We start from the raw sequence: 18,465 nt of genomic DNA, 5'->3' as shown, positions 1-18,465 counted from the left end.
GAATAAGAAATGGCAGCAAAAGACGTAAAATTTGGTGGCGACGCACGGGCACTGATGGTGCAAGGCGTTAACGTTCTGGCTAACGCAGTAAAAGTTACTTTAGGTCCTAAAGGCCGTAACGCTGTGTTGGATAAAAGCTTTGGCGCACCAACCATCACCAAAGACGGTGTATCGGTTGCGAAAGAAATCGAATTGAAAGACAAATTCGAAAACATGGGCGCACAAATGGTAAAGGAAGTTGCCTCTAAAACTTCCGACGTAGCCGGCGACGGTACTACTACTGCAACCGTGCTGGCGCAATCCATCGTTAACGAAGGTTTGAAATCAGTCGCAGCGGGCATGAACCCAATGGACTTGAAACGCGGTATCGACTTGGCTGTTACCGTAGCGGTTGCAGCGATTCAAAAGGCATCAACCCCTTGCACAGACAACAAAGCAATCGCCCAAGTAGGTACTATCTCTGCAAACTCTGACGAGTCTGTGGGTAGAATCATTGCCGAAGCGATGGAAAAAGTCGGTAAAGAAGGCGTTATTACCGTTGAAGAAGGTACCGGTCTGGAAAATGATCTGGATGTGGTTGAAGGTATGCAGTTCGACCGTGGCTACCTGTCACCTTACTTCATCAACAAACAAGAAAACATGAGCGTGGAACTGGACGATCCTTTCGTGCTGCTTTACGACAAAAAAATCTCCAACATCCGCGAGTTGTTGCCGATTCTGGAAGGCGTGGCGAAATCAGGCCGTTCTTTGTTGATCATTTCTGAAGATGTCGAAGGCGAAGCCTTGGCCACTCTGGTTGTGAACAACATGCGCGGTATCGTTAAAGTGGCGGCTGTTAAAGCGCCTGGCTTCGGGGACCGTCGTAAAGCTATGCTGGAAGACATCGCGGTTCTGACCGGTGGTGTGGTGATCTCCGAAGAAGTAGGTTTGTCTTTGGAAAAAGCCGACGTCAGCCAATTGGGCACAGCAAAACGTGTCCAAATCAACAAAGAAAACACCACCATCATCGACGGTGCCGGCGACGAAACCCAAATCAAAGGCCGCGTCGCGCAAATCCGCGCCCAAGCCGATGATGCAACCTCCGATTACGACCGCGAAAAACTGCAAGAACGTCTGGCCAAACTGGCTGGCGGTGTAGCGGTTATCAAAGTGGGCGCGGCGACTGAAGTGGAAATGAAAGAGAAGAAAGCTCGCGTTGAAGACGCGCTGCATTCAACTCGCGCTGCGGTTGAAGAAGGTGTGGTTGCCGGTGGCGGTACCGCGCTGATCCGCGCACTGTCTGCTCTGGAAGGCCTGAAAGGCATCAACCACGACCAAGACGTAGGTGTCAGCATCCTGCGTCGGGCGATGGAAGAGCCATTGCGTCAAATCGTCAGCAATGCCGGCGACGAAGCGTCTGTTGTCCTGAACGAAGTCAAAAAAGGCACAGGTAACTTCGGTTACAACGCAGCAACCGGCGAATACGGCGACATGATCGCCATGGGTATTTTGGACCCTGCGAAAGTAACCCGTTCCGCGCTGCAAAATGCAGCCTCTGTTGCTGGTCTGATGATCACTACCGAGGTAATGATCGCCGATTCACCAGCTGACAACAAAGCCCCTGCAATGCCTGATATGGGCGGCATGGGTGGCATGGGCGGCATGATGTAATCGCTGTTCGGCCTCGGCCTAAAAACCCCGGTTGCCGCAAGGTGCCGGGGTTTTTTATGGCCTGCCGCTTTTGGTATGGAAAGGTTTTCGAGTTATTGACGCGCAATAGATTGATTTTTGCAGCGAAACATTCGATAACGGCATCAGCAAATGATTAACGGTTTGAAACTACTAACCATGACAAACGATTTTTCGATTCTGATTGCCGACGACAATGAAATCAATCTGTGGTTGTTGCGCGAGCAGTTGGAACACTGGACGATGGATATCGCCTTGGCAAATAATGGCCGGGAGGCCTGGCAACAATTGCAACAGCGGCGCTACGACTTAATTTTCTTGGACGTGAACATGCCGTTTTTAAGCGGTTTTGATGTGGCGGAAAAATTGCGCGGGACTGAAAACTGCAATCGGCAAACGCCGGCGATTGCCGTAACGGCTCATGCGCAGAATCAGCAGCGCGAGCGAGCAATCGAAGCCGGGTTTAATGAATGCCTGGTCAAACCCCTTCGCCTATTTCACTTGGAGCAATTGCTGGCGCGTTGGCGGCAACATGGTGCTGTGAATGCCGAATATTATGCCGGGCAAATTTTGACCAAAGCCCAGCATGACAGACCATTGAGCCAATCGCTGATGAGCAAATTATTTGCCCAGTTGCCCAGTTTAATGAGCGATATAGAGCAGGCGCTAGATTGTGGGCTACTCCAACAAGCCTGGGAGATTAACCACAAACTGCATGGCACCTTTTGTTTTTACGATTTTGCCGATTGTTTGGCGGTGGTCCAGAGTTTGCAAACAGCATTGGAGCAAGCCGACGAAGATAAGGCGCGGCAACGTTTTAGTGCTTTGAAACTCATTCTGAACTGGCTGCTGGATAACCAGGAGCAGGTGCTGCAATGTCTGGTCAAGGATGACAGTCGGGTGTGAATCACTTTGGTCGCTTTTGTTGAGCGCTGCGTTTTTGAGTTCGACGTGTCCGTGCAAATGATGCAAACTGCATCCAATCCTGCAAAGTAAAGACGAGGTAGCCCTTATGAATACAGACCCCTGCACTTACGTCATTTTCGGTGCTACCGGCAATCTGGCGCGACTGAAACTGATGCCCGGTTTTTATCATCTGGAACTGGAAAAAAAATTGCCGGAAGGCACCCGCATCCTGGCCGTGGGGCGCCGTCCTTGGGATAAGGCAACCTGGCTGGCGGAAGTGAAGACTTTGTTACAGGAGCAGGCCAATGGAGCGCTGGACGAGGCGGTATTCGCCCGTTTTAGTGAACGGTTGGATTATCATCGCGGCGATCTCGATCAACCGGAATGCTATAAAACTCTGGCGGAAACATTGAACGGCCAGTCGCGGTTTTCCCGCAATATGGCCTTCTATTTGGCCATAGGTCCCAGCGATTTCGGCAACGTCATCGAAGCCTTGAGCCAAGTGGACTTGCTCAACGAAGAATACGGCTGGCGGCGGGTGGTGATCGAAAAGCCGTTCGGCTACGATCTGGAAAGCGCTCAGGCCTTGCAAAAACGTCTGAGCCGTTACCTGAGCGAAGACCAGATTTACCGCATTGATCATTATCTGGGCAAGGGCATGGTGCAGAACGTCTTGGTATTTCGTTTCGCCAACGTGATGCTGGAACCCTTGTGGAACCGCAATTACATCGACCATGTGCAGATCACTCACTCCGAAGAACTGGGCATAGGTAGCCGTGGCGAGTATTACGACAGCGCCGGAGCAATGCGCGACATGTTGCAAAGCCATCTGTTACAGCTTTTAACCTTGGTGGCGATGGAGCCGCCGGTGTCCATGGATGCCGAGTCTCTGCGCGACGAAAAAGTCAAAGTGCTGAAGTCGATCCGGCCGATCCCCAAGTCAGCTGTGCATGCGCATGCCTTTCGCGGCCAATATGCCCGCGGCAATATCGAAGGTCAAAAAGTGTGCGGCTACCTGGAAGAAGCCAATATTCCCGCTGACAGCAGTACCGAAACCTATGCGGCGATGAAATTGTTGATCGACAATTGGCGCTGGCGCGGTGTGCCGTTTTATCTGCGCACCGGCAAACGCATGGCCAAGGGTCAATCCTCGATTGCGATCTGTTTTCGGCATCCGCCGTTTCAGTTTTTCCGTGATACCCATGTGCAATGCATGACGCCGAACTGGATATTGCTGGGGATTCAGCCCGAAGAATGCATTCGTATCGAAATGACCGTCAAGGAACCCGGCCTGGAAATGCGTACTCGCACCACCAGCCTGGACGCCAGTTTCCGTAATCCCGACGAACGCCGTGTCGATGCCTACGAAGACTTACTACTGGATGTGATGAAAGGTGACCGTTCCTTGTTTTTACGCTTCGACGAAGTGGAATACGCCTGGCGCATTGTCGATCCCATTTTGCAAAATTGGCTGACCGAACGGGATTACATTGCCACTTATCCGGCTGGTTCTTGGGGGCCGGAGGAAAGCCAGCGTTTGTTCGAGAAGGAAGGGCAGTATTGGCGGAGTTCTCTGATGCCGGAGTGTCAGCCGTAATTCTTGGGCGCTGACAAATTTTAGAGCAGGGGGCGAGGTCTGCCCCTTACGCTCGTTGTTCCGCCAGGTCAAACGGGAAACTGGCCTATCTCGACCCTCATGCGCAGCCTGGATGCAGTGCACTGCAATCCTGGGTTTGGTAGCCACATTTCCCCAGATTTCATTTTATCTGCGCCGGGCTACTCTCAAAACTTGCCAGACAGCGCGTCAAAAGCAAATATCCAACCGCAATCGCAACGAGGGTGCGGTGAGTTTGCAAGTGAGTGATCTGCCTGGTCCTGTCGTCCTATGGCAGCCCTTTGCCCCGCCTTGGAATCCAGTACTCGATATTGCACCGTTCAGGCGATACCAGACACATAAGGAGCTGGCCGCCACAACTTGGGCAGCGTTCAATATCGCAGAGGGACGTATGAAACTCTCCGTTATTCACACCGCAGTCGGGACACTCTGGGCCGAACTCTCCAAGATACGGCTCACGGGGCAAATAGTTGTAACCGCCTACGATTGATTTTCGAACGGTCGTGTAACGCTGCGCGACGACAATATCCAAAGGAAGGTAGCTTGGTAGTTTCCGGCCCCGGTACGTTACCCACTGGTTATCGAATTGCGCTAATAACTCTGCCTCTGTGCGCCATAGCTTAGGGTCAATGCGATCATGCAACTCGCCCGCCAGGTGCTTTGCATGAAAGTAGTGAACGAACTCAAAAAGTTCCACGAAAACGGAGCGGTAATAGTCAGGGTTTAGGTCGTACTCGTGGTGCACGATCTTGTTACGTTGAGTACTTGCACGCTTGATGGCGCGTGCCTCTTTCTCGTCGATCTGAATATTCGCAATGCCTTTCAGTCGATCTAGGCAAAGCGTCAGGTTGACCGTGTTCTTCGGACTATCAATGTTCTCGAAGATCAAGATCGGATGCTGGAGTTGAAGCACATGTTTCATCAACAGCTCCAAGCCTTGAATCAGATGAAAGATGGCGAATGACCAATACCTCGACTCCCGCTTCGCTCGTCGAGCGTTACGGATGGCCTCATTGATAAACACGGAGGCATTTTCGAGAAGAGTCACAGTCGACTGCGGCATACTTAAGACGCCCAAAAAGGAATTAAATAGTTAACCGTATATCTACCGGCAAACATACGGCTAAACGATAATTTTTTTATAAGCATATGTTTTTCCTTTCCGTATGTAATTTGCGATAAATATCAAGCGGGGGGTGGCGATCAAGCCTGTGTTGCTTCCATCAGCGGTGTGACTGTCATGCCAGCGGCGTAGCCTGGATGGAATCCGGGAAGTTAAGGCTAACAAGCCCCGGATTACGCTGCGCTGCATCCAGGCTACGCAAGCTACGCAAGCTACGCAAGCTGGTTGATACAGTGTTCAATCAGCTGGGGCTAGCGACCGCGAGGTTCGGACTCTGCTACCACCAAAAGCTTGCGGCTTGAGTCTCTCAATCGCTGTCTGTAGCAGTCACTCGCTAAAACTAGTGCTTCGGATAAACCTGTACCCACTCAATCCGCGGTCCATTCATTTCCTTTACGACGATTTCAAAATCGTTAAAGGCGATGCGTTCGCCGGCGTCGGGGATGTCGCGCAGTTGTGCCAAGATCATGCCGCCCACTGAGTCGACATCATCCAGATCCAGTTCTTCGTTTTCCACATCGATGCCCAAAATCCGCTCCAACGAGAAAATCGGCAAGCTGCCTTTACCCAGCAAACTGCCGTCGTCCTGGCGGGTCCAATCGCTCTCGGTTTTCCGGAATTCGTCGCGGATCTCTCCGACCATGGCCGACAACAAATTGTCCAGGGTGATAAAGCCGTGCGGTTTGTGGCCTTTCTGGCCGATGACTGCGAAATGCGGCGAGCCTTGGGTAAAGCGTCGGAATAATTCCAGGGCAGGCATATGCGCGGAGATATGTTGAATCGGCCGTAGATACGGTTCTAAATCGTCGATTTGCTGGCCGTGTTGTTGCGCCAGGAACAAATCTTTCAAATGGATAATGCCCAACACATCAATGCCGTTAATGTCGAAATACGGGTAACGGCTAAAGCAGCTGCTATACACTGTATCCAGCATTTGTTGCTGAGATTGGCCTTGATACAGCGCGGTGATTTCGTGAATAGGCCGCATCAGGTCGGAGACCTCCAGCTTGCCGAAGTCCAGCGCTTTGGCCAGCACGTTGCATTCGTCGCTGGTCAGGTTTTCGCCGGCCCGGCTGGAGCGCAGGATCAGTTTTAATTCGTCGTTGGAATAATGGCTATCTTGGCTGTGGCCGTCGCTGAGTCCGGCGATACGCAACACCAGATTGGCGCTCCCGTTCAATAACCAGATGGCGGGATACATCAGCCAGTACAGCGCGTATAGCGGTCCGGCGCTCCACAGGCCTATGCCTTCCGGATTGCGGATGGCCAGCGATTTAGGCGCCTGCTCGCCGACCACAATATGCAGGAAGGAGATCGTGCAAAACGCAAAAGCAAATGAGATGTTATGAATGATTTCCGGCGAGGTGATTTCGGCTTTGGCAAATAGCGGTATTAACAGATCGGCGAAGGCCGGTTCGCCGATCCAGCCCAGCCCCAGTGAAGCCAGGGTAATGCCCAGCTGGCAGGCCGATAAATAGGCATCGAGTTTTTTGTGTACTTTGGCCAGAATCCGGCCGCGCCAGCCTTCTGTTTGTTCGATGGTCTTGATTCTGGTTTGCCTTAGTTTAACCAGACTGAACTCGACTGCAACAAAGAAGCCGTTTAGAAATACCAGCAACAAGGCGCAGGCGACCAGAACAAGATTACTCATAGATAAAGCATTAATTACAGCGGAATCGGCATTATACCGGGAATCCGCACCTTTGCTCGATGTGTGATGTGGTCGCCGGAGCTACGCTAATTCGGTGGGCCGGGCAGACGTTCGACATTAGCGGCCATATGCATAGGATAGAGCGCCGGTCCGAATTGCGTGAAGATCGCTACGTCCGCCGCATCGTGGCCGTAAGCGACGATGACTCGGCCGCCGCAGGGTTCGGCTTGGGTGGGATCGAAGGTGTACCAACGGCCGCCCACGTAAGCTTCAAACCAAGCATGGAAATCCATAGGCTGTAAGCCGTATAAATAGCCAACCACCATGCGCGCCGGAATACATAATGCCCGGCACAGCGCGATGCCCAGATGTGCCAGTTCGCGGCAAACGCCCTCGCCAGCCATATTGGTTTCGACCGCCGACAGCTGGAAATGCGGGGAGTCCGGATTGAAACGGATATTTTCGCGTAGCCAGCGGTGCAGCGTAGCCACTTGGTCGTAACCGGGTAAGGCATCGGCGACGATTTCCTGGGCCAGATCGATAAAACGATCGGATTCGCAGTAGCGGGTCGGCGTTAGATAAGTCAATACCGAATCAGGCAGACTTTGTACCTCGGTAAACGGCGCGCCGGGGCAGACGTCGATATGCTCGTTGGTATGAATGTCGGCGCTGGTGCGCACGGAAAACTCGCCGGGCGGTGCTATCAGGCGCTGGCAAAGATTGCCGTAATAGTCGGTATATTCGAACACCGGCACCGTTGGATTCAAGGTGTACGACTCGCGGGCTACCCATTGATTGGCGCCGTTGCGCGGTCGCAGCATCAGAATGAACGGGGTATCGATGCTGACATCGAAGCTTATTTCGCAACTGGTGCGCAGCCACATATTGGTTGTCCTTGTTTGGTTACCGAAAATTCAGTCAAATTCGGCAAGCGTCGGTAGGCGCGTTGCCTGAGTGCGAACAAAGCGTTCGCGCAATATTGCAGATCTGAGCTACGCCTTGGCTTTGCCGGAGCGACTGGCCCAGAACGGGATGGACAGCACCAGTATACACAGCAACCAATTCAGCAATTGCCGATTGTATAGGGTGTACCCCAGTGCCACCGGTAAACCTTCGCTAAAGTTCGGATGCGCTTGTATGAAGTCGTAGGCGGCCATGAATTCGTAAGTCTCGCCTATCACTACAGCAAACATGCCTGCGCTGAAAAAATAGGCCAGTAAACGGTCGCGAGGTGTTTGCGAATTGCCGCCGGACAGGGTGTCGAAGCGCAGCATATGCCAGTGCAAGTGGCGCTGGACCAGACATAGGCAAGCAATCAAACCGCAGATGCCGATAGCCGGAATCGCGAATTGTTCAACAGGAAAACTCAGATACCGGCCGTTGAACGCCAGGCTGTAGGTTTTATAAAGTGCCAATACAACGAAAAACAGATAACTGCTTCTTAAACGGCTTGCCAGTTCCGGCAGCGCCGGTTGCTGAGCCAAAATGGCATAGCTGCGTTGCATCAATAGGCCGCTTAGCAAGGTATTTGCCGCGACGAGCAGGATGGTGTAAGCCTGTTGCCAGATGCTGTAGCTGGTAAACCACAGAAAATCTGCCAGTGTGACCAGACAAGCGCCAAGCACTTGCGCCAAGGTCAGAAAGACTAGCAAGCGCGGCAGTGACAGGCTGGGCAATTTTTTAAAGTAGACCGCGACCAATAGCAGCCACAGGCCGATCGCCCAGGCAAAATCCAGCAGCCATTCCGCGTTTTCGTAAACCGGGCCGGTCAACGGGAATACCGGTTCCCGGTCGATAGTCAGCAAACCCCAGTTGGCACCGACCACGCCTTCGTTATGGCTTTTCCAGGGCTGGTTAAAAGCCTCGACAATGTTGTAATCCATACCGTGGCGGTTGGCAACTTCGATCAGGCTGCGGATAAAACGGGTTTCGTTAACCACGCTGGGTACCGCATGGCCGCGCTGCCGGCCGGCCGCCGGCCAACCCGATTCGCCGATCAGTATGGGTTTGTTCAAGCCCATACTGTGGGCTTTGTCTTCAATTTGTTTGACGATTTTTTCGACATGCCCGGCCGCGTCTTCTATCGCCACCGGCTCGTCTTCCCAATACGGCAGGATATGCACGGTGATGAAATCCACTTCCTGCATCAGCTGCGGATATTTCAGATAGATAGACCAGACATCCGCGTAGGATACCGGCTGCTTCACCGCCTGTTTTACCTGGCGGATATAGCCAATGAGAGTGTCCACATCCATGTCCTTACGCAGCAGGACTTCATTGCCGACCAGCACGCGTTTTACCACATCGGGATTAGCGTTGACCGACTCGATCAGCGCGGTGATTTCCTTTTTATTGCTGGCATGGCCGTCGCCCAGCCAGCCTCCTTGGATCATCTCCACGCCGTGTTTGCGAGCGAATGCCGGTGTGGGTTGCATGCCGCCGAGTATCGAGTAGGTGCGGACGGCATGGGTTTTATCCGCAATTAAGCCGAGGTCGGCATCGATGTGCTCCGGCAAGGGAAATTTTTCTTCGATGGGGCTAAAACCTTCCCGATACGGCGCAAACGACAAACTGCGCAATTTGCCGGATGGCACGTCGACGCCGGCATCCTGCGGGCGATTCAGGCTCCAGGCGATGGCTGCATGAACGACAATGATTAAAACAATACAGAACAGCAGTTTGGCGGTGCGCATTAGAGACTGGTTAGGTGAGTAGAGAAGTTATCGCGATTATACAGGCTAGGCGCGCTGCAAAAATCAAAGTCGGGGCTTATTGATAAAACTATGTTATCTGCCGGATATGGCGCGCGTGATTTGACATGCTCCAAGCCGGGAGTCAAAGACGCTATTGGCCAGGTGCAGGCTGCCAGGCCAGGCCAACCAGCGCAATTCGCCTTTGGTTTGATTATTGCTAATGCTCTGCAACGACTTGGCGGAATTGGCCTGTCGTTGTTTTTATACAAGCCATCGATAATTCTCATCCGCATGAGTGCACAGCCATTGACCGATAGTACCGCGTTCTGGACTCAATCCTTGGCCGATGAGTTATTGCGTTTTTTGACCGGGCGCTTGAAATGCCCTGACGTCGCCGCCGAATTAACCCATGACACATATTTGGGGTTGCGGCAGATTGTGGAAAAAACCCCGCCGGATAATGCTCGAGCCATGGCGTTTCGGATCGCGATCAATTTGGCCATCGATCATCAGCGCAAAACCATGGTCAGGGCCCGTTACGGTGCTGACGAAGATTTCGACGCTTTAGCCGAATCCCTTCCTGGCGATTCTGCGTCACCGGACCGGGTTTTGATCGGACGGGAGCGCTTGGGCGCGCTGCAACAAGCGCTGGACGACTTGCCGCAAGCCTGCCGCAGCGTGTTTTTGCTGCATGGCGTCGACGGCCTTACCTATACGCAAATTGCTCAGCGATTGGGGATTTCCAAGTCTCAGGTCAATAAATTATTGGCAAAAGCCATGGCGCATTGCGCGCAGCAGCTGACCGATTAATCGCAAGTCTGCATTTTCTAGATTCAAGCCCTTCCCATGCAAATAGCAACAACTCCCGCCGCTTGTTTGAATAGCGCTGAGCGTGTCCGCCAAATTCGCTGTGACTTCAAGCTTTGGTATGATCGCATTCTCGTCTCGCACGTCTTATTAAACAACGTCCCTGCTTGATTGGAGAACCAATGCCCGCGCCGTCCGATAAATCCGCTCAGCCAAGTCTGCAAGATCAGGCCATCGCCTGGCTGGTCTGTCTGCGTGACGACAGTTTGAGCGATGCGGAACTTGAAGCGTTTGCCGATTGGTTGAGTCAGGATCCACTGCATGCCGAGGCCTTTACCGCCGCTGAAAATTTGTTCAGAGAGATGGTGGTGGCCGGCAGTCTGTCCGGACAAGCGAACGCAAAACAACTGGTGTCTAGACAAACCGCGCCGGCGACTTTCGGTGCGGTTAAAAGCAAGTCATCCTCTCCGCCTTTGTCCACAAAGGCGTCGCAAAGGCCTTGGTTTGCCGCCGGGTTTGCCATTGCGGCGACGTGCTTGTTGGTGATTGGCCTGATCATGCCTCAGCAATCGCGATTGTTGGTTGATTATTTGAGCGATTACCGCACACAAACCGGCGAACTGCGAGAAATTGAGCTTAGCGATGGTAGTCGCTTGTTGATGAACACCAATAGTGCGGTTTCGGTTGAGTTTAATGCGTTTGCCCGGAAGATCGTTTTGCATCATGGGCAAGTCCGCTTTACGGTCGCCAAAGACCTCGCCAGACCGTTTGAAGTCAAAGCGGACAATCTCAATATCCGTGCGCTGGGGACGGTATTCGATGTCTATGAAAGTGTTGGCTCCCAAACCGATGTGATCGTGCAGCAGCATGCGGTAGCCGTATCCCGGCTAACCACGCCGACGGATTACGTCGAGATCCAAGAAGGCCAGCAAATAAACTACAACGCAGGGCAATCATTGCCAAAACCCCAGGCGGCGAGGCTGGAACAAACGACCGCCTGGCAACAGCATCGCTTGGTCATCAATGACCGTCCGTTAATTGAGCTTATCAGCGAACTGGAGCGGTATCGCTTAGGTCGAATTTTCCTCGCCGATGCCGCATTAAAAAACCTGCGGGTTACCGGTGTGTTTTCGCTGGATAACCCGGAACAAACCCTGCACACAGTCACTGCGGCACTGTCGCTGAAACAAACCGCAATTGGGCCCTGGTGGGTTTTATTGCACCGCTAAGTCTTTCTCAACAATAACCAGGGCCATGTGGCGAATGAATGCGGCTCTACTGCTAGTTCTGATGGCAACTGCAATCGGGAAGTTAATTTTTGCTGAATCCGCATTGTAGTAAATCAAAGTGTTCACAATTGCCGTCCAAAGTTTTTCAAGCTTAGGGCGTCCACGCGGATATCGACGTAAATTATTGTTGCCGTTCATGACCAGACCAAAGGACTATTGTTTTTTTGGCACGCCAGCATTGCTGCTGACTTGTATTTTCTCATTCTCAGGTATGGTGTTGGTCGCTCCTGCGGTTTCGGCTGATACCTTGTGTCACTTCGATATCCCGGCACAATCCCTTAACGACGCGCTGCTTAGGTATGCTAATCAAGCGCATATTCAACTGCTTTTTTCCGCGGACATGGTGCGCGGTTTTAGCAGCAAAACTCTGCAAGGTGATCTGGAGCCCACGCAAGCGTTGGAATTGTTGTTAAAAAATAGTGGGCTAAGTTACCGATTTATCGATCCAGCTACCGCCACTCTGCTCGAGCAGCAATCGCAAATCGATGCTCCAAGTCGCGCAACCGAAGTCACTTTAATGGATAGCCTGACGGTTACTGCCACGAGACCAGTCAAGGCGCTTACCAATCTCGCATCGCCAGTTGATGTTGTCGGTCAAGAAGCCGGTTATCGGGTGACCACTATTGCCAGCGCCACGCGGATCGATACACCTATCAAGGAAATCCCACAGTCGATTCAAACCATCAATCGGCAACTGATCGATGACCAGCAAACACTGTTTTTAAGCGATGCCTTGAATAATGTCAGCGGTGTGGTTTCCAGAAGTCTACTATTCAGTCCGGTCATCGAAGGGACTTTGGTGCGCGGTTTCAGAGCCGAACAGCTCATCGATGGCTTTACCCAATATTACAATCCCGGTGATCGGGAAAGCACCGTTAACGTGGAAAGGGTAGAAGTGCTGAAAGGCGCCAATGGAATTTTTTACAGCGGCGGTTCCGGCTCGCCGGTGGGTGGCGTAATCAACGTGGTCTCAAAACTTCCGCAACGCGAAGCCTCCCGCGAAATCGGTTTTACCGCAGGTAGTTACAATTTTTACCAGCCGCATTTTGATCTCAATCAGCCGCTCAACGACAACATCTTATTCCGAGTCACTGCTCAGTACACTGATTCGGAGAACCCTATCGACGACATTCACACCGAGCGTTACAACATCAATCCATCGCTGGTTCTGACCGATAACGAAAACACCACTTTGACGCTCCAGGGCAAAGTCTCGCACTGGGCCCAGCCGGAATATCAGGGCCTGCCGGCGACCGGTACTATTGCCGGTAGTTTTCGGGTACCGCGCGATCTGTACATTGGCCGCTCAGACATTCCCGATAGTACCTCGGAAAGCCAGGCTGTGTGGGCCAAACTGGAGCATCACATCAACCGCATTTGGAGCATGGATTTGAGAGCGCGGTACTCCAATTCCAGCTTCGATGAAAAAATTCAGACGCTGTTTAACGGCACGTTCGTTGCCGACACGCCGCTGCTCGCGCCCTCAACCTGGGCCTTGGTCAATGGCGAGTTAGCGCAGCAGCAGCAGGAGTTTAGTTATATCGCCAACGCGATAGCCAGCTTCGATTTTGGCATCACCCATAACACGGTGTTATTCGGTGGAGACTATAGCAAGCTGAAAGATGATGGTTTCGTCGAGGCCGCTGGGCCGATAGGACTTGTCGATCTCAGCAAGCCGTCGTTTCCGGTCGCGTACAGCGATCCGGGAGTAGGCGCATATAACCAATTTGTAGCGAATACGGTATACGGCGGTTACCTGCAGTGGCAAAGTACTATTGCCAAAGGTCTACATACCTTGCTTAGTTTAAGGTTAGGCGGCCTGGAAATTGCCTACGATGATAAAGTCGTCAAACATTCCAATACCACCACTCGCCTGGAATTATTGCCACGGCTTGGAGCGGTCTACGATGTCACCGATCAGCTTTCGCTCTTCGCCGGTTATAGCGAAGGCATGCGCGGACAGCCGTTCGTGAATTTCGATAGTGCCCCGGTGCCGGAAATGTCGCAGCAAATGGAAACCGGATTCAAGTTCGAGTTTGCCAACAGGCTTTCCGGGCAAGTGGCCGTTTATCAGATAGACCGCCAACAGGTGGCTGTGCCGAATACCGGTGTGGGCTTGTTTTACACTTCTTCGGGCTATCAACGTTCCCAAGGCATTGAAACCGACTTACTCTGGCAATTCAGCGACGAGTTTCAAGTCGTGGCAAATTATGCCCATACCAACGCCCGTTTTATGCTGGACTCAGGTGGAATCGCCAAAGGCAACCGTGTTGCCTGGGTACCTGAGGACGCCGGGCGTTTGTGGGTTAACTACCGTTTTAAAAATGAATTGCTTACCGGGGTTTCTTTGGGGGTCGGAGTCAATCTGCGCTCAGGCAGCTACATCGCCCATGATAATGCGTTTAAGGTCAATGGCTATCACAGCTTTGACGCCACTGCCGCTTATGAAATGCAGGGCTTGCGTTTGGCACTCACCGCAAAAAACCTGACGGATAACGACTATTTTCAGCCCTTCCAATATTTCGGCGGCGGCTATATTGGCGGTGGGCGCGTGGTGCCTTCTGCCGGTGCGTCGCTGTATTTTTCCGCGGCGTTACGCTTTTGAACGGGTAGCCAGCTGCAGACCAATGCTCGCCAAAAGTCCTCTACACCGTTGAAGACTTCAGTGGAACAAATAGGCTATCCATGTTAGTCGCTCTAATTTAGCTCCAACCATCAGTCATCAAGACTTTGTCCGTCTAAGGGTTCTGCCCTTTATATTCAATTGTTTATAAAAAATTCCGCTAAAAACCACATCCCCCGGCAAAAAAATTCCATGTTTCCGTAGTCGATTTCTCCGCCCATACGACTTATTAACAGAAGAGCAATGGTTTATGGAATATAGCCCGTCTTATTACCTTACCAATGTTGCTTCGTTAGCCGCCATCGACAATCTGTGCTCTGCGATGGCGGTAAAGGCAAGCTTTACGTCGGACTTTTAGGACAACTTCGCTCAGGGAAAGGAGCAAAGTCCAGGGATGGACGCACTGCCACATCCGCCGTGAGACGGAGCCGGAAAGCCACGGGTCTTGGGGCCAAGACAGCCGGGTTGCACTTGGGTAGCGTGCCGTATGAGAAACTTGTTTGTTTGCGTGCCGCTTCCGGAGGATGAATTTCAACCCTAACAATGAAGGAAAATTTTGATGGAAAACTGCAATTTAAAATCGGCGGTTGCCGGTGTTTTTACATTGGTCGCAATTGGTTTGGTATTGTCTCCCGCGACTGCCAGTGCTTCGCAAGTCAGTGGCAACGTTTACGTCACTATCGACAACGCGCAAATGGCGGCGGCAACAATCGTACCTGGATACTTTCCGAATGGTGTCATTCTCGAGCAATATTTCGATTCGAGCTTTAACCAAACCTACATCACCGCTAGTAATGCTGGTAGCGGTGGCAACGTGCCGAATATGTTGTTCAGCGTGAACAGCAATACGTCGACGATTACTTATGCCAATGGCCCCGGCCTAGCGGATAACCGCACGCTGCAAAAAACTACCATGGATGCCAACAACACTTCCGTTGGTCAGATCGGCTTAACTGGTGCAATTCGTTTCAGGGACGCTCTGGGTGCAACCGGCAATTACAACTCTTCCACGGACTGGGACTTGCAGAAAGTGAATGGTGTCTGGAATGTCGTATCGAATGATGCCGGATTTGGTGCCAACACTTTGTTCACCTTGGTCAACTCCGTTGAATCGGTTGATGGTTCTGGCCTGCTTCACCTGAGCGGCGATTTGACTTGGGGCACTTCGGTTGACGGCAATTATGTCGGTGTGATGACTTACGGGGATTTTTTCGCTTCGTCAGATCCTCATCACATTTTCGGTCACCTGGAATTGAACCCATCGGCAGTGCCGGTTCCGGCAGCTGTATGGTTTTTTGGTAGCGGTTTGCTCGGTTTGCTTGGCATGAATCGCCGGAAACGTGTCGCTTAAACACTATTAGCTAAAACCATCCGGAACAGCAAATACTGATGTGCCGGATGGGTCCGCCTGCGCTCGTAGCCAACAGGATGATCAACAATGACCTTACGCATTTTTGATCGTCCCTGTTTGGCTAGCGCAATTTATTTGCATCAAACCACTCGGCCAACCTTATGTTTATGAAACAACGCACTACCAACTATTTCACAATGACTGTGATTTCAATGGGATTTGTCTTTTTTGGATTTTTCTTCCCAAGCTTTGCTAACGCCGCTACGGTTTCCGGCGGCGCACTCACTTTAAATATAGACGGCGATGCCTTGGCTGCGGGTATTGCTTTAGATAACACGCCAGCCCCCTCCATCTACGTGGAAGAGTTTTTTAATGCCAGCGCAGTGGCATCTAAAACGTTTATAGAACTGCGAGACGCCAATACGCCTACCGATCCCGCCGATTATGCGGCCAATGAAATCTCAGCTGTAGGCCTGCAGTTCGCTGTTAACGAAGCAGTCGTTCCTGCCAATCCGACCCAACGACAAAATAAAGCAACTACCTTTGCGTTCGATCCGAGCAATATATTCGGGACAGCCACTGGCAGTATCGGTCTAGGAGGCGTGATGCGTTTTCGAGTTGATGTGACTCCGCCTACTAATCGGGTGCTGTTGGGGGATATGACGCTGGAATATCGCCCGGAATTAGAGTCCGCCACACCGGGTCGCTCCGGATGGTTACTGGTAAATCATCTCGGTTTTACCGCTGATGCCTTCGAATTGTTCGACGTATCGACCAGATTGGTTGGCAATAATCTGACGCTCGCCGGTAATCTTGGATATGGTTGGGGCTTTGATCATTTGGGCGCAACCGACGCTCGATTGAGCGACGCGCGTATCGGCACCTTTAGTTTTCAAACCACAGTGGTGCCCGTACCTGCTGCCGTATGGTTGTTCGCGAGCGGTTTGATCGGGCTTGGCATCACTGGTCGAGTTGGCAGGAGAATCACAGCATGAACGGGGGCGATCGAATTCAAGCCGGTGTTTTATTGACGGTGATGATGTTGCCCGCAGTCGCTCAATCGGCGCCTTCTCAAGTCAATACCTTTGGTGTTTATGTCAGTCACCAAGTCAACGTGGATGCAAGCGGTCAAAACATCATAGGCGATATTGGCAACGAGCCGTCCATTGCCATTAACCCTTTGGATGCCGGCAATGTCGTCATCGGCTGGCGCATGTTTGATCCGCAGGACATCCTTACCAAAAAGGGTGGGTACGGGTATAGCTTTGATGCTGGTGCGAGTTGGGGTAATGGCGCACTTCCGGCAATAGCCATGCAGAATCGAACCGACCCGGTTCTGGATGCCGATTCGCAAGGTAATTTTTACTATCAATCGATGTCCCAGGGCAGTGTGGACGGCAGTTCCGTATTCAAATCCACGGATGGTGGCATCACGTGGCACGACCCGGTATACCAATTTATTGGTGACAAGAACTGGCTGGCTATTGATAGAACCGACGGTGAAGGTCAGGGCAATATCTACAGTACTTGGCGGCCTGGCGAAGCTGTACTCGATCCCAACTATGTACCGAAGTTCTTCATTCGCTCCACGGATGGCGGTCATAGCTATCAAGAGCCGGACGTCGGTTTGCCGATTTCGGCGTTCGGTTTCGGTCGAATGGCCATTGGCCCGAACAGTGAGGTTTATGTTTCGGGTATCAATGAGGAGATTTCATCGATTAATGCTATCGGCATTATCCGCAGCGGGCACTACTTTCTGAAATCCACCGACGCCAAGTCGTCCGGACTATCACCAACATTCACGGCCAAGCAAGTGGATATGGGTGGAAACAGCATTGGATTTTATGCGCAGAAAACGCCAAACCCCATAGGCGGCATTGGTGATTTGCAAATTGCAACCGATCAGTCGATAGGCGTCATGCGCGGCAATATTTACATGATGGCCCACGTCCAGAGCTACGATTGGTTGCCAGGCGATGATCCGCTGGATGTCTATTTCGTCCGCAGTTCCGACGGCGGCGAAACGTGGTCGGAACCCTTACGGCTTAACGATGATCCGCCCAGCGCCGGTTCGTTTCAATGGTTCCCGATGTTAGGGGTGGCGCCCAATTCACGCATCGATGCCGTTTGGTACGATACTCGGAACGGCAGCACTACCGATCAATATCGGCATTCGCAACTTTATTATGCATATTCATGGGATGGTGGGCTGACCTGGAGTAAAAACCTAGCCGTGACTCCTGAGTTCGACACCCATTTGCCCTATAAAATCGTCAACGGCCAAGCGCAACAAACATATAAATTGGGCGACTACACCCAGCTGGTTTCCGACGCCAGCGGTGCGCATATTGCCTACACCGCCACCTACAACGGCGAGCAGGATGTTTACTACCTTAACGTGTTTCCGGATTGCAATAGCAACGGCAAATCGGATGTGTTGGATATTCAAAATCGGCTCAGCGGAGATACCAACTTCAATCATCTGCCGGACAGTTGCGAGAATATCACCGTAAGAGGCGATCTGGACGGTGACCGTGACGTCGATCAACTGGATTTGAACGTGGTCATTGCGGCACGCAACCTGCCGGCATCCGGCGTAAGCGACCCGCGAGACCTGGATAAAAACGGCGTGATCAATGTGCTGGATGTGCGCAAGCTTACTTTGCTTTGCACCCGGGTGCGCTGTGCGGTGTAACCAGACAGGTGCCAATCGGTCAGCAATCGATACCCTCAGCCGAT

14 protein-coding genes and 1 riboswitch are annotated in these 18,465 nt (G+C 52.1%); of the genes, 9 read left to right on the top strand and 5 right to left on the bottom strand.

Annotation, left to right across the window (positions count from 1 at the left end):
- Nucleotides 1-9 precede the first annotated feature (9 nt).
- From groL to zwf, 3 genes are all read left to right on the top strand, one after another.
- On the top strand, nucleotides 10-1,650 hold the full coding sequence (gene groL / locus EBA_RS19465) for a chaperonin GroEL (protein ID WP_192376249.1): 1,641 nt from the start codon (nucleotides 10-12) through the stop codon (nucleotides 1,648-1,650).
- Nucleotides 1,651-1,800: 150 nt separating this feature from the next.
- The gene (locus EBA_RS19460; protein ID WP_192376248.1) at nucleotides 1,801-2,574 is read left to right on the top strand and encodes a response regulator; all 774 of its coding nucleotides are present in this window, start codon (nucleotides 1,801-1,803) and stop codon (nucleotides 2,572-2,574) included.
- Between the two features lie 106 nt (nucleotides 2,575-2,680).
- The gene (zwf, locus tag EBA_RS19455; protein WP_192376247.1) at nucleotides 2,681-4,171 is read left to right on the top strand and encodes a glucose-6-phosphate dehydrogenase; all 1,491 of its coding nucleotides are present in this window, start codon (nucleotides 2,681-2,683) and stop codon (nucleotides 4,169-4,171) included.
- 286 nt (nucleotides 4,172-4,457) lie between these two features.
- Here the strand turns inward: zwf and EBA_RS19450 are convergent, their stop codons facing one another.
- From EBA_RS19450 to EBA_RS19435, 4 genes are all read right to left on the bottom strand, one after another.
- Entirely contained in the window at nucleotides 4,458-5,237 is a 780-nt protein-coding gene (locus tag EBA_RS19450; protein ID WP_192376246.1) for a hypothetical protein, read from the bottom strand.
- A 415-nt stretch (nucleotides 5,238-5,652) separates the two neighbouring features.
- Nucleotides 5,653-6,963 carry a hemolysin family protein gene (locus EBA_RS19445; RefSeq protein WP_192376245.1) on the bottom strand — a complete coding sequence of 437 codons (1,311 nt, stop codon included), beginning with the start codon at nucleotides 6,961-6,963 and terminating at the stop codon, nucleotides 5,653-5,655.
- Nucleotides 6,964-7,049: 86 nt separating this feature from the next.
- A complete protein-coding gene (locus EBA_RS19440; protein ID WP_192376244.1) occupies nucleotides 7,050-7,847 on the bottom strand; it encodes a transglutaminase domain-containing protein in 798 nt (265 codons plus the stop codon).
- Between the two features lie 108 nt (nucleotides 7,848-7,955).
- A complete protein-coding gene (locus EBA_RS19435) occupies nucleotides 7,956-9,656 on the bottom strand; it encodes a glycoside hydrolase family 17 protein (RefSeq protein WP_192376243.1) in 1,701 nt (566 codons plus the stop codon).
- Between the two features lie 291 nt (nucleotides 9,657-9,947).
- On the opposite strand from EBA_RS19435, the gene EBA_RS19430 reads away from it, so the two are divergent.
- On the top strand, nucleotides 9,948-10,466 hold the full coding sequence (locus EBA_RS19430; protein WP_192376242.1) for a sigma-70 family RNA polymerase sigma factor: 519 nt from the start codon (nucleotides 9,948-9,950) through the stop codon (nucleotides 10,464-10,466).
- Nucleotides 10,467-10,645: 179 nt separating this feature from the next.
- Nucleotides 10,646-11,692, top strand: coding sequence for a FecR family protein (locus EBA_RS19425; protein WP_192376241.1), 1,047 nt, complete (start codon nucleotides 10,646-10,648; stop codon nucleotides 11,690-11,692).
- Here EBA_RS19425 and EBA_RS19420 read toward each other — a convergent pair.
- On the bottom strand, nucleotides 11,678-11,890 hold the full coding sequence (locus EBA_RS19420; protein ID WP_192376240.1) for a hypothetical protein: 213 nt from the start codon (nucleotides 11,888-11,890) through the stop codon (nucleotides 11,678-11,680). The genes EBA_RS19425 and EBA_RS19420 overlap by 15 nt on opposite strands.
- Between EBA_RS19420 and EBA_RS19415 the strand changes: the two genes are divergently transcribed.
- The 4 genes from EBA_RS19415 to EBA_RS19400 all read left to right on the top strand — a co-directional run bounded on the left by EBA_RS19415 (nucleotide 11,889) and on the right by EBA_RS19400 (nucleotide 18,421).
- On the top strand, nucleotides 11,889-14,357 hold the full coding sequence (locus EBA_RS19415; RefSeq protein ID WP_225616375.1) for a TonB-dependent siderophore receptor: 2,469 nt from the start codon (nucleotides 11,889-11,891) through the stop codon (nucleotides 14,355-14,357). The two genes, EBA_RS19420 and EBA_RS19415, sit on opposite strands and share 2 nt — an antisense overlap.
- A 413-nt stretch (nucleotides 14,358-14,770) precedes the next feature.
- Nucleotides 14,771-14,848: riboswitch (cyclic di-GMP riboswitch) on the top strand.
- Between the two features lie 86 nt (nucleotides 14,849-14,934).
- On the top strand, nucleotides 14,935-15,726 hold the full coding sequence (locus EBA_RS19410; RefSeq protein WP_192376239.1) for a hypothetical protein: 792 nt from the start codon (nucleotides 14,935-14,937) through the stop codon (nucleotides 15,724-15,726).
- A gap of 212 nt (nucleotides 15,727-15,938) precedes the next feature.
- On the top strand, nucleotides 15,939-16,721 hold the full coding sequence (locus tag EBA_RS19405) for a hypothetical protein (protein WP_192376238.1): 783 nt from the start codon (nucleotides 15,939-15,941) through the stop codon (nucleotides 16,719-16,721).
- Nucleotides 16,718-18,421 carry a hypothetical protein gene (locus tag EBA_RS19400; RefSeq protein ID WP_192376237.1) on the top strand — a complete coding sequence of 568 codons (1,704 nt, stop codon included), beginning with the start codon at nucleotides 16,718-16,720 and terminating at the stop codon, nucleotides 18,419-18,421. Before EBA_RS19405 ends, EBA_RS19400 begins: the two co-directional genes overlap by 4 nt.
- The last annotated feature ends 44 nt before the right edge of the window (nucleotides 18,422-18,465 follow it).

Origin of the sequence: Methylomonas albis (genome assembly GCF_014850955.1) — a bacterium.
In the GTDB taxonomy this organism is placed as follows: Bacteria; Pseudomonadota; Gammaproteobacteria; order Methylococcales; family Methylomonadaceae; genus Methylomonas; species Methylomonas albis.
This window is presented reverse-complemented; position numbering and strand designations above follow the sequence as displayed.

Excerpts from the sequence above, each read along its gene's own strand:
- groL (WP_192376249.1), top strand. The coding sequence starts at position 10 with ATGGCAGCAAAAGACGTAAAATTTGGTGGCGACGCACGGGCACTGATG.
- EBA_RS19460 (WP_192376248.1), top strand. The coding sequence starts at position 1,801 with ATGATTAACGGTTTGAAACTACTAACCATGACAAACGATTTTTCGATT.
- zwf (WP_192376247.1), top strand. The coding sequence starts at position 2,681 with ATGAATACAGACCCCTGCACTTACGTCATTTTCGGTGCTACCGGCAAT.
- EBA_RS19445 (WP_192376245.1), bottom strand. The coding sequence starts at position 6,963 with ATGAGTAATCTTGTTCTGGTCGCCTGCGCCTTGTTGCTGGTATTTCTA.
- EBA_RS19440 (WP_192376244.1), bottom strand. The coding sequence starts at position 7,847 with ATGTGGCTGCGCACCAGTTGCGAAATAAGCTTCGATGTCAGCATCGAT.
- EBA_RS19435 (WP_192376243.1), bottom strand. The coding sequence starts at position 9,656 with ATGCGCACCGCCAAACTGCTGTTCTGTATTGTTTTAATCATTGTCGTT.
- EBA_RS19430 (WP_192376242.1), top strand. The coding sequence starts at position 9,948 with ATGAGTGCACAGCCATTGACCGATAGTACCGCGTTCTGGACTCAATCC.
- EBA_RS19425 (WP_192376241.1), top strand. The coding sequence starts at position 10,646 with ATGCCCGCGCCGTCCGATAAATCCGCTCAGCCAAGTCTGCAAGATCAG.
- EBA_RS19415 (WP_225616375.1), top strand. The coding sequence starts at position 11,889 with ATGACCAGACCAAAGGACTATTGTTTTTTTGGCACGCCAGCATTGCTG.
- EBA_RS19420 (WP_192376240.1), bottom strand. The coding sequence starts at position 11,890 with ATGAACGGCAACAATAATTTACGTCGATATCCGCGTGGACGCCCTAAG.
- EBA_RS19410 (WP_192376239.1), top strand. The coding sequence starts at position 14,935 with ATGGAAAACTGCAATTTAAAATCGGCGGTTGCCGGTGTTTTTACATTG.
- EBA_RS19405 (WP_192376238.1), top strand. The coding sequence starts at position 15,939 with ATGGGATTTGTCTTTTTTGGATTTTTCTTCCCAAGCTTTGCTAACGCC.
- EBA_RS19400 (WP_192376237.1), top strand. The coding sequence starts at position 16,718 with ATGAACGGGGGCGATCGAATTCAAGCCGGTGTTTTATTGACGGTGATG.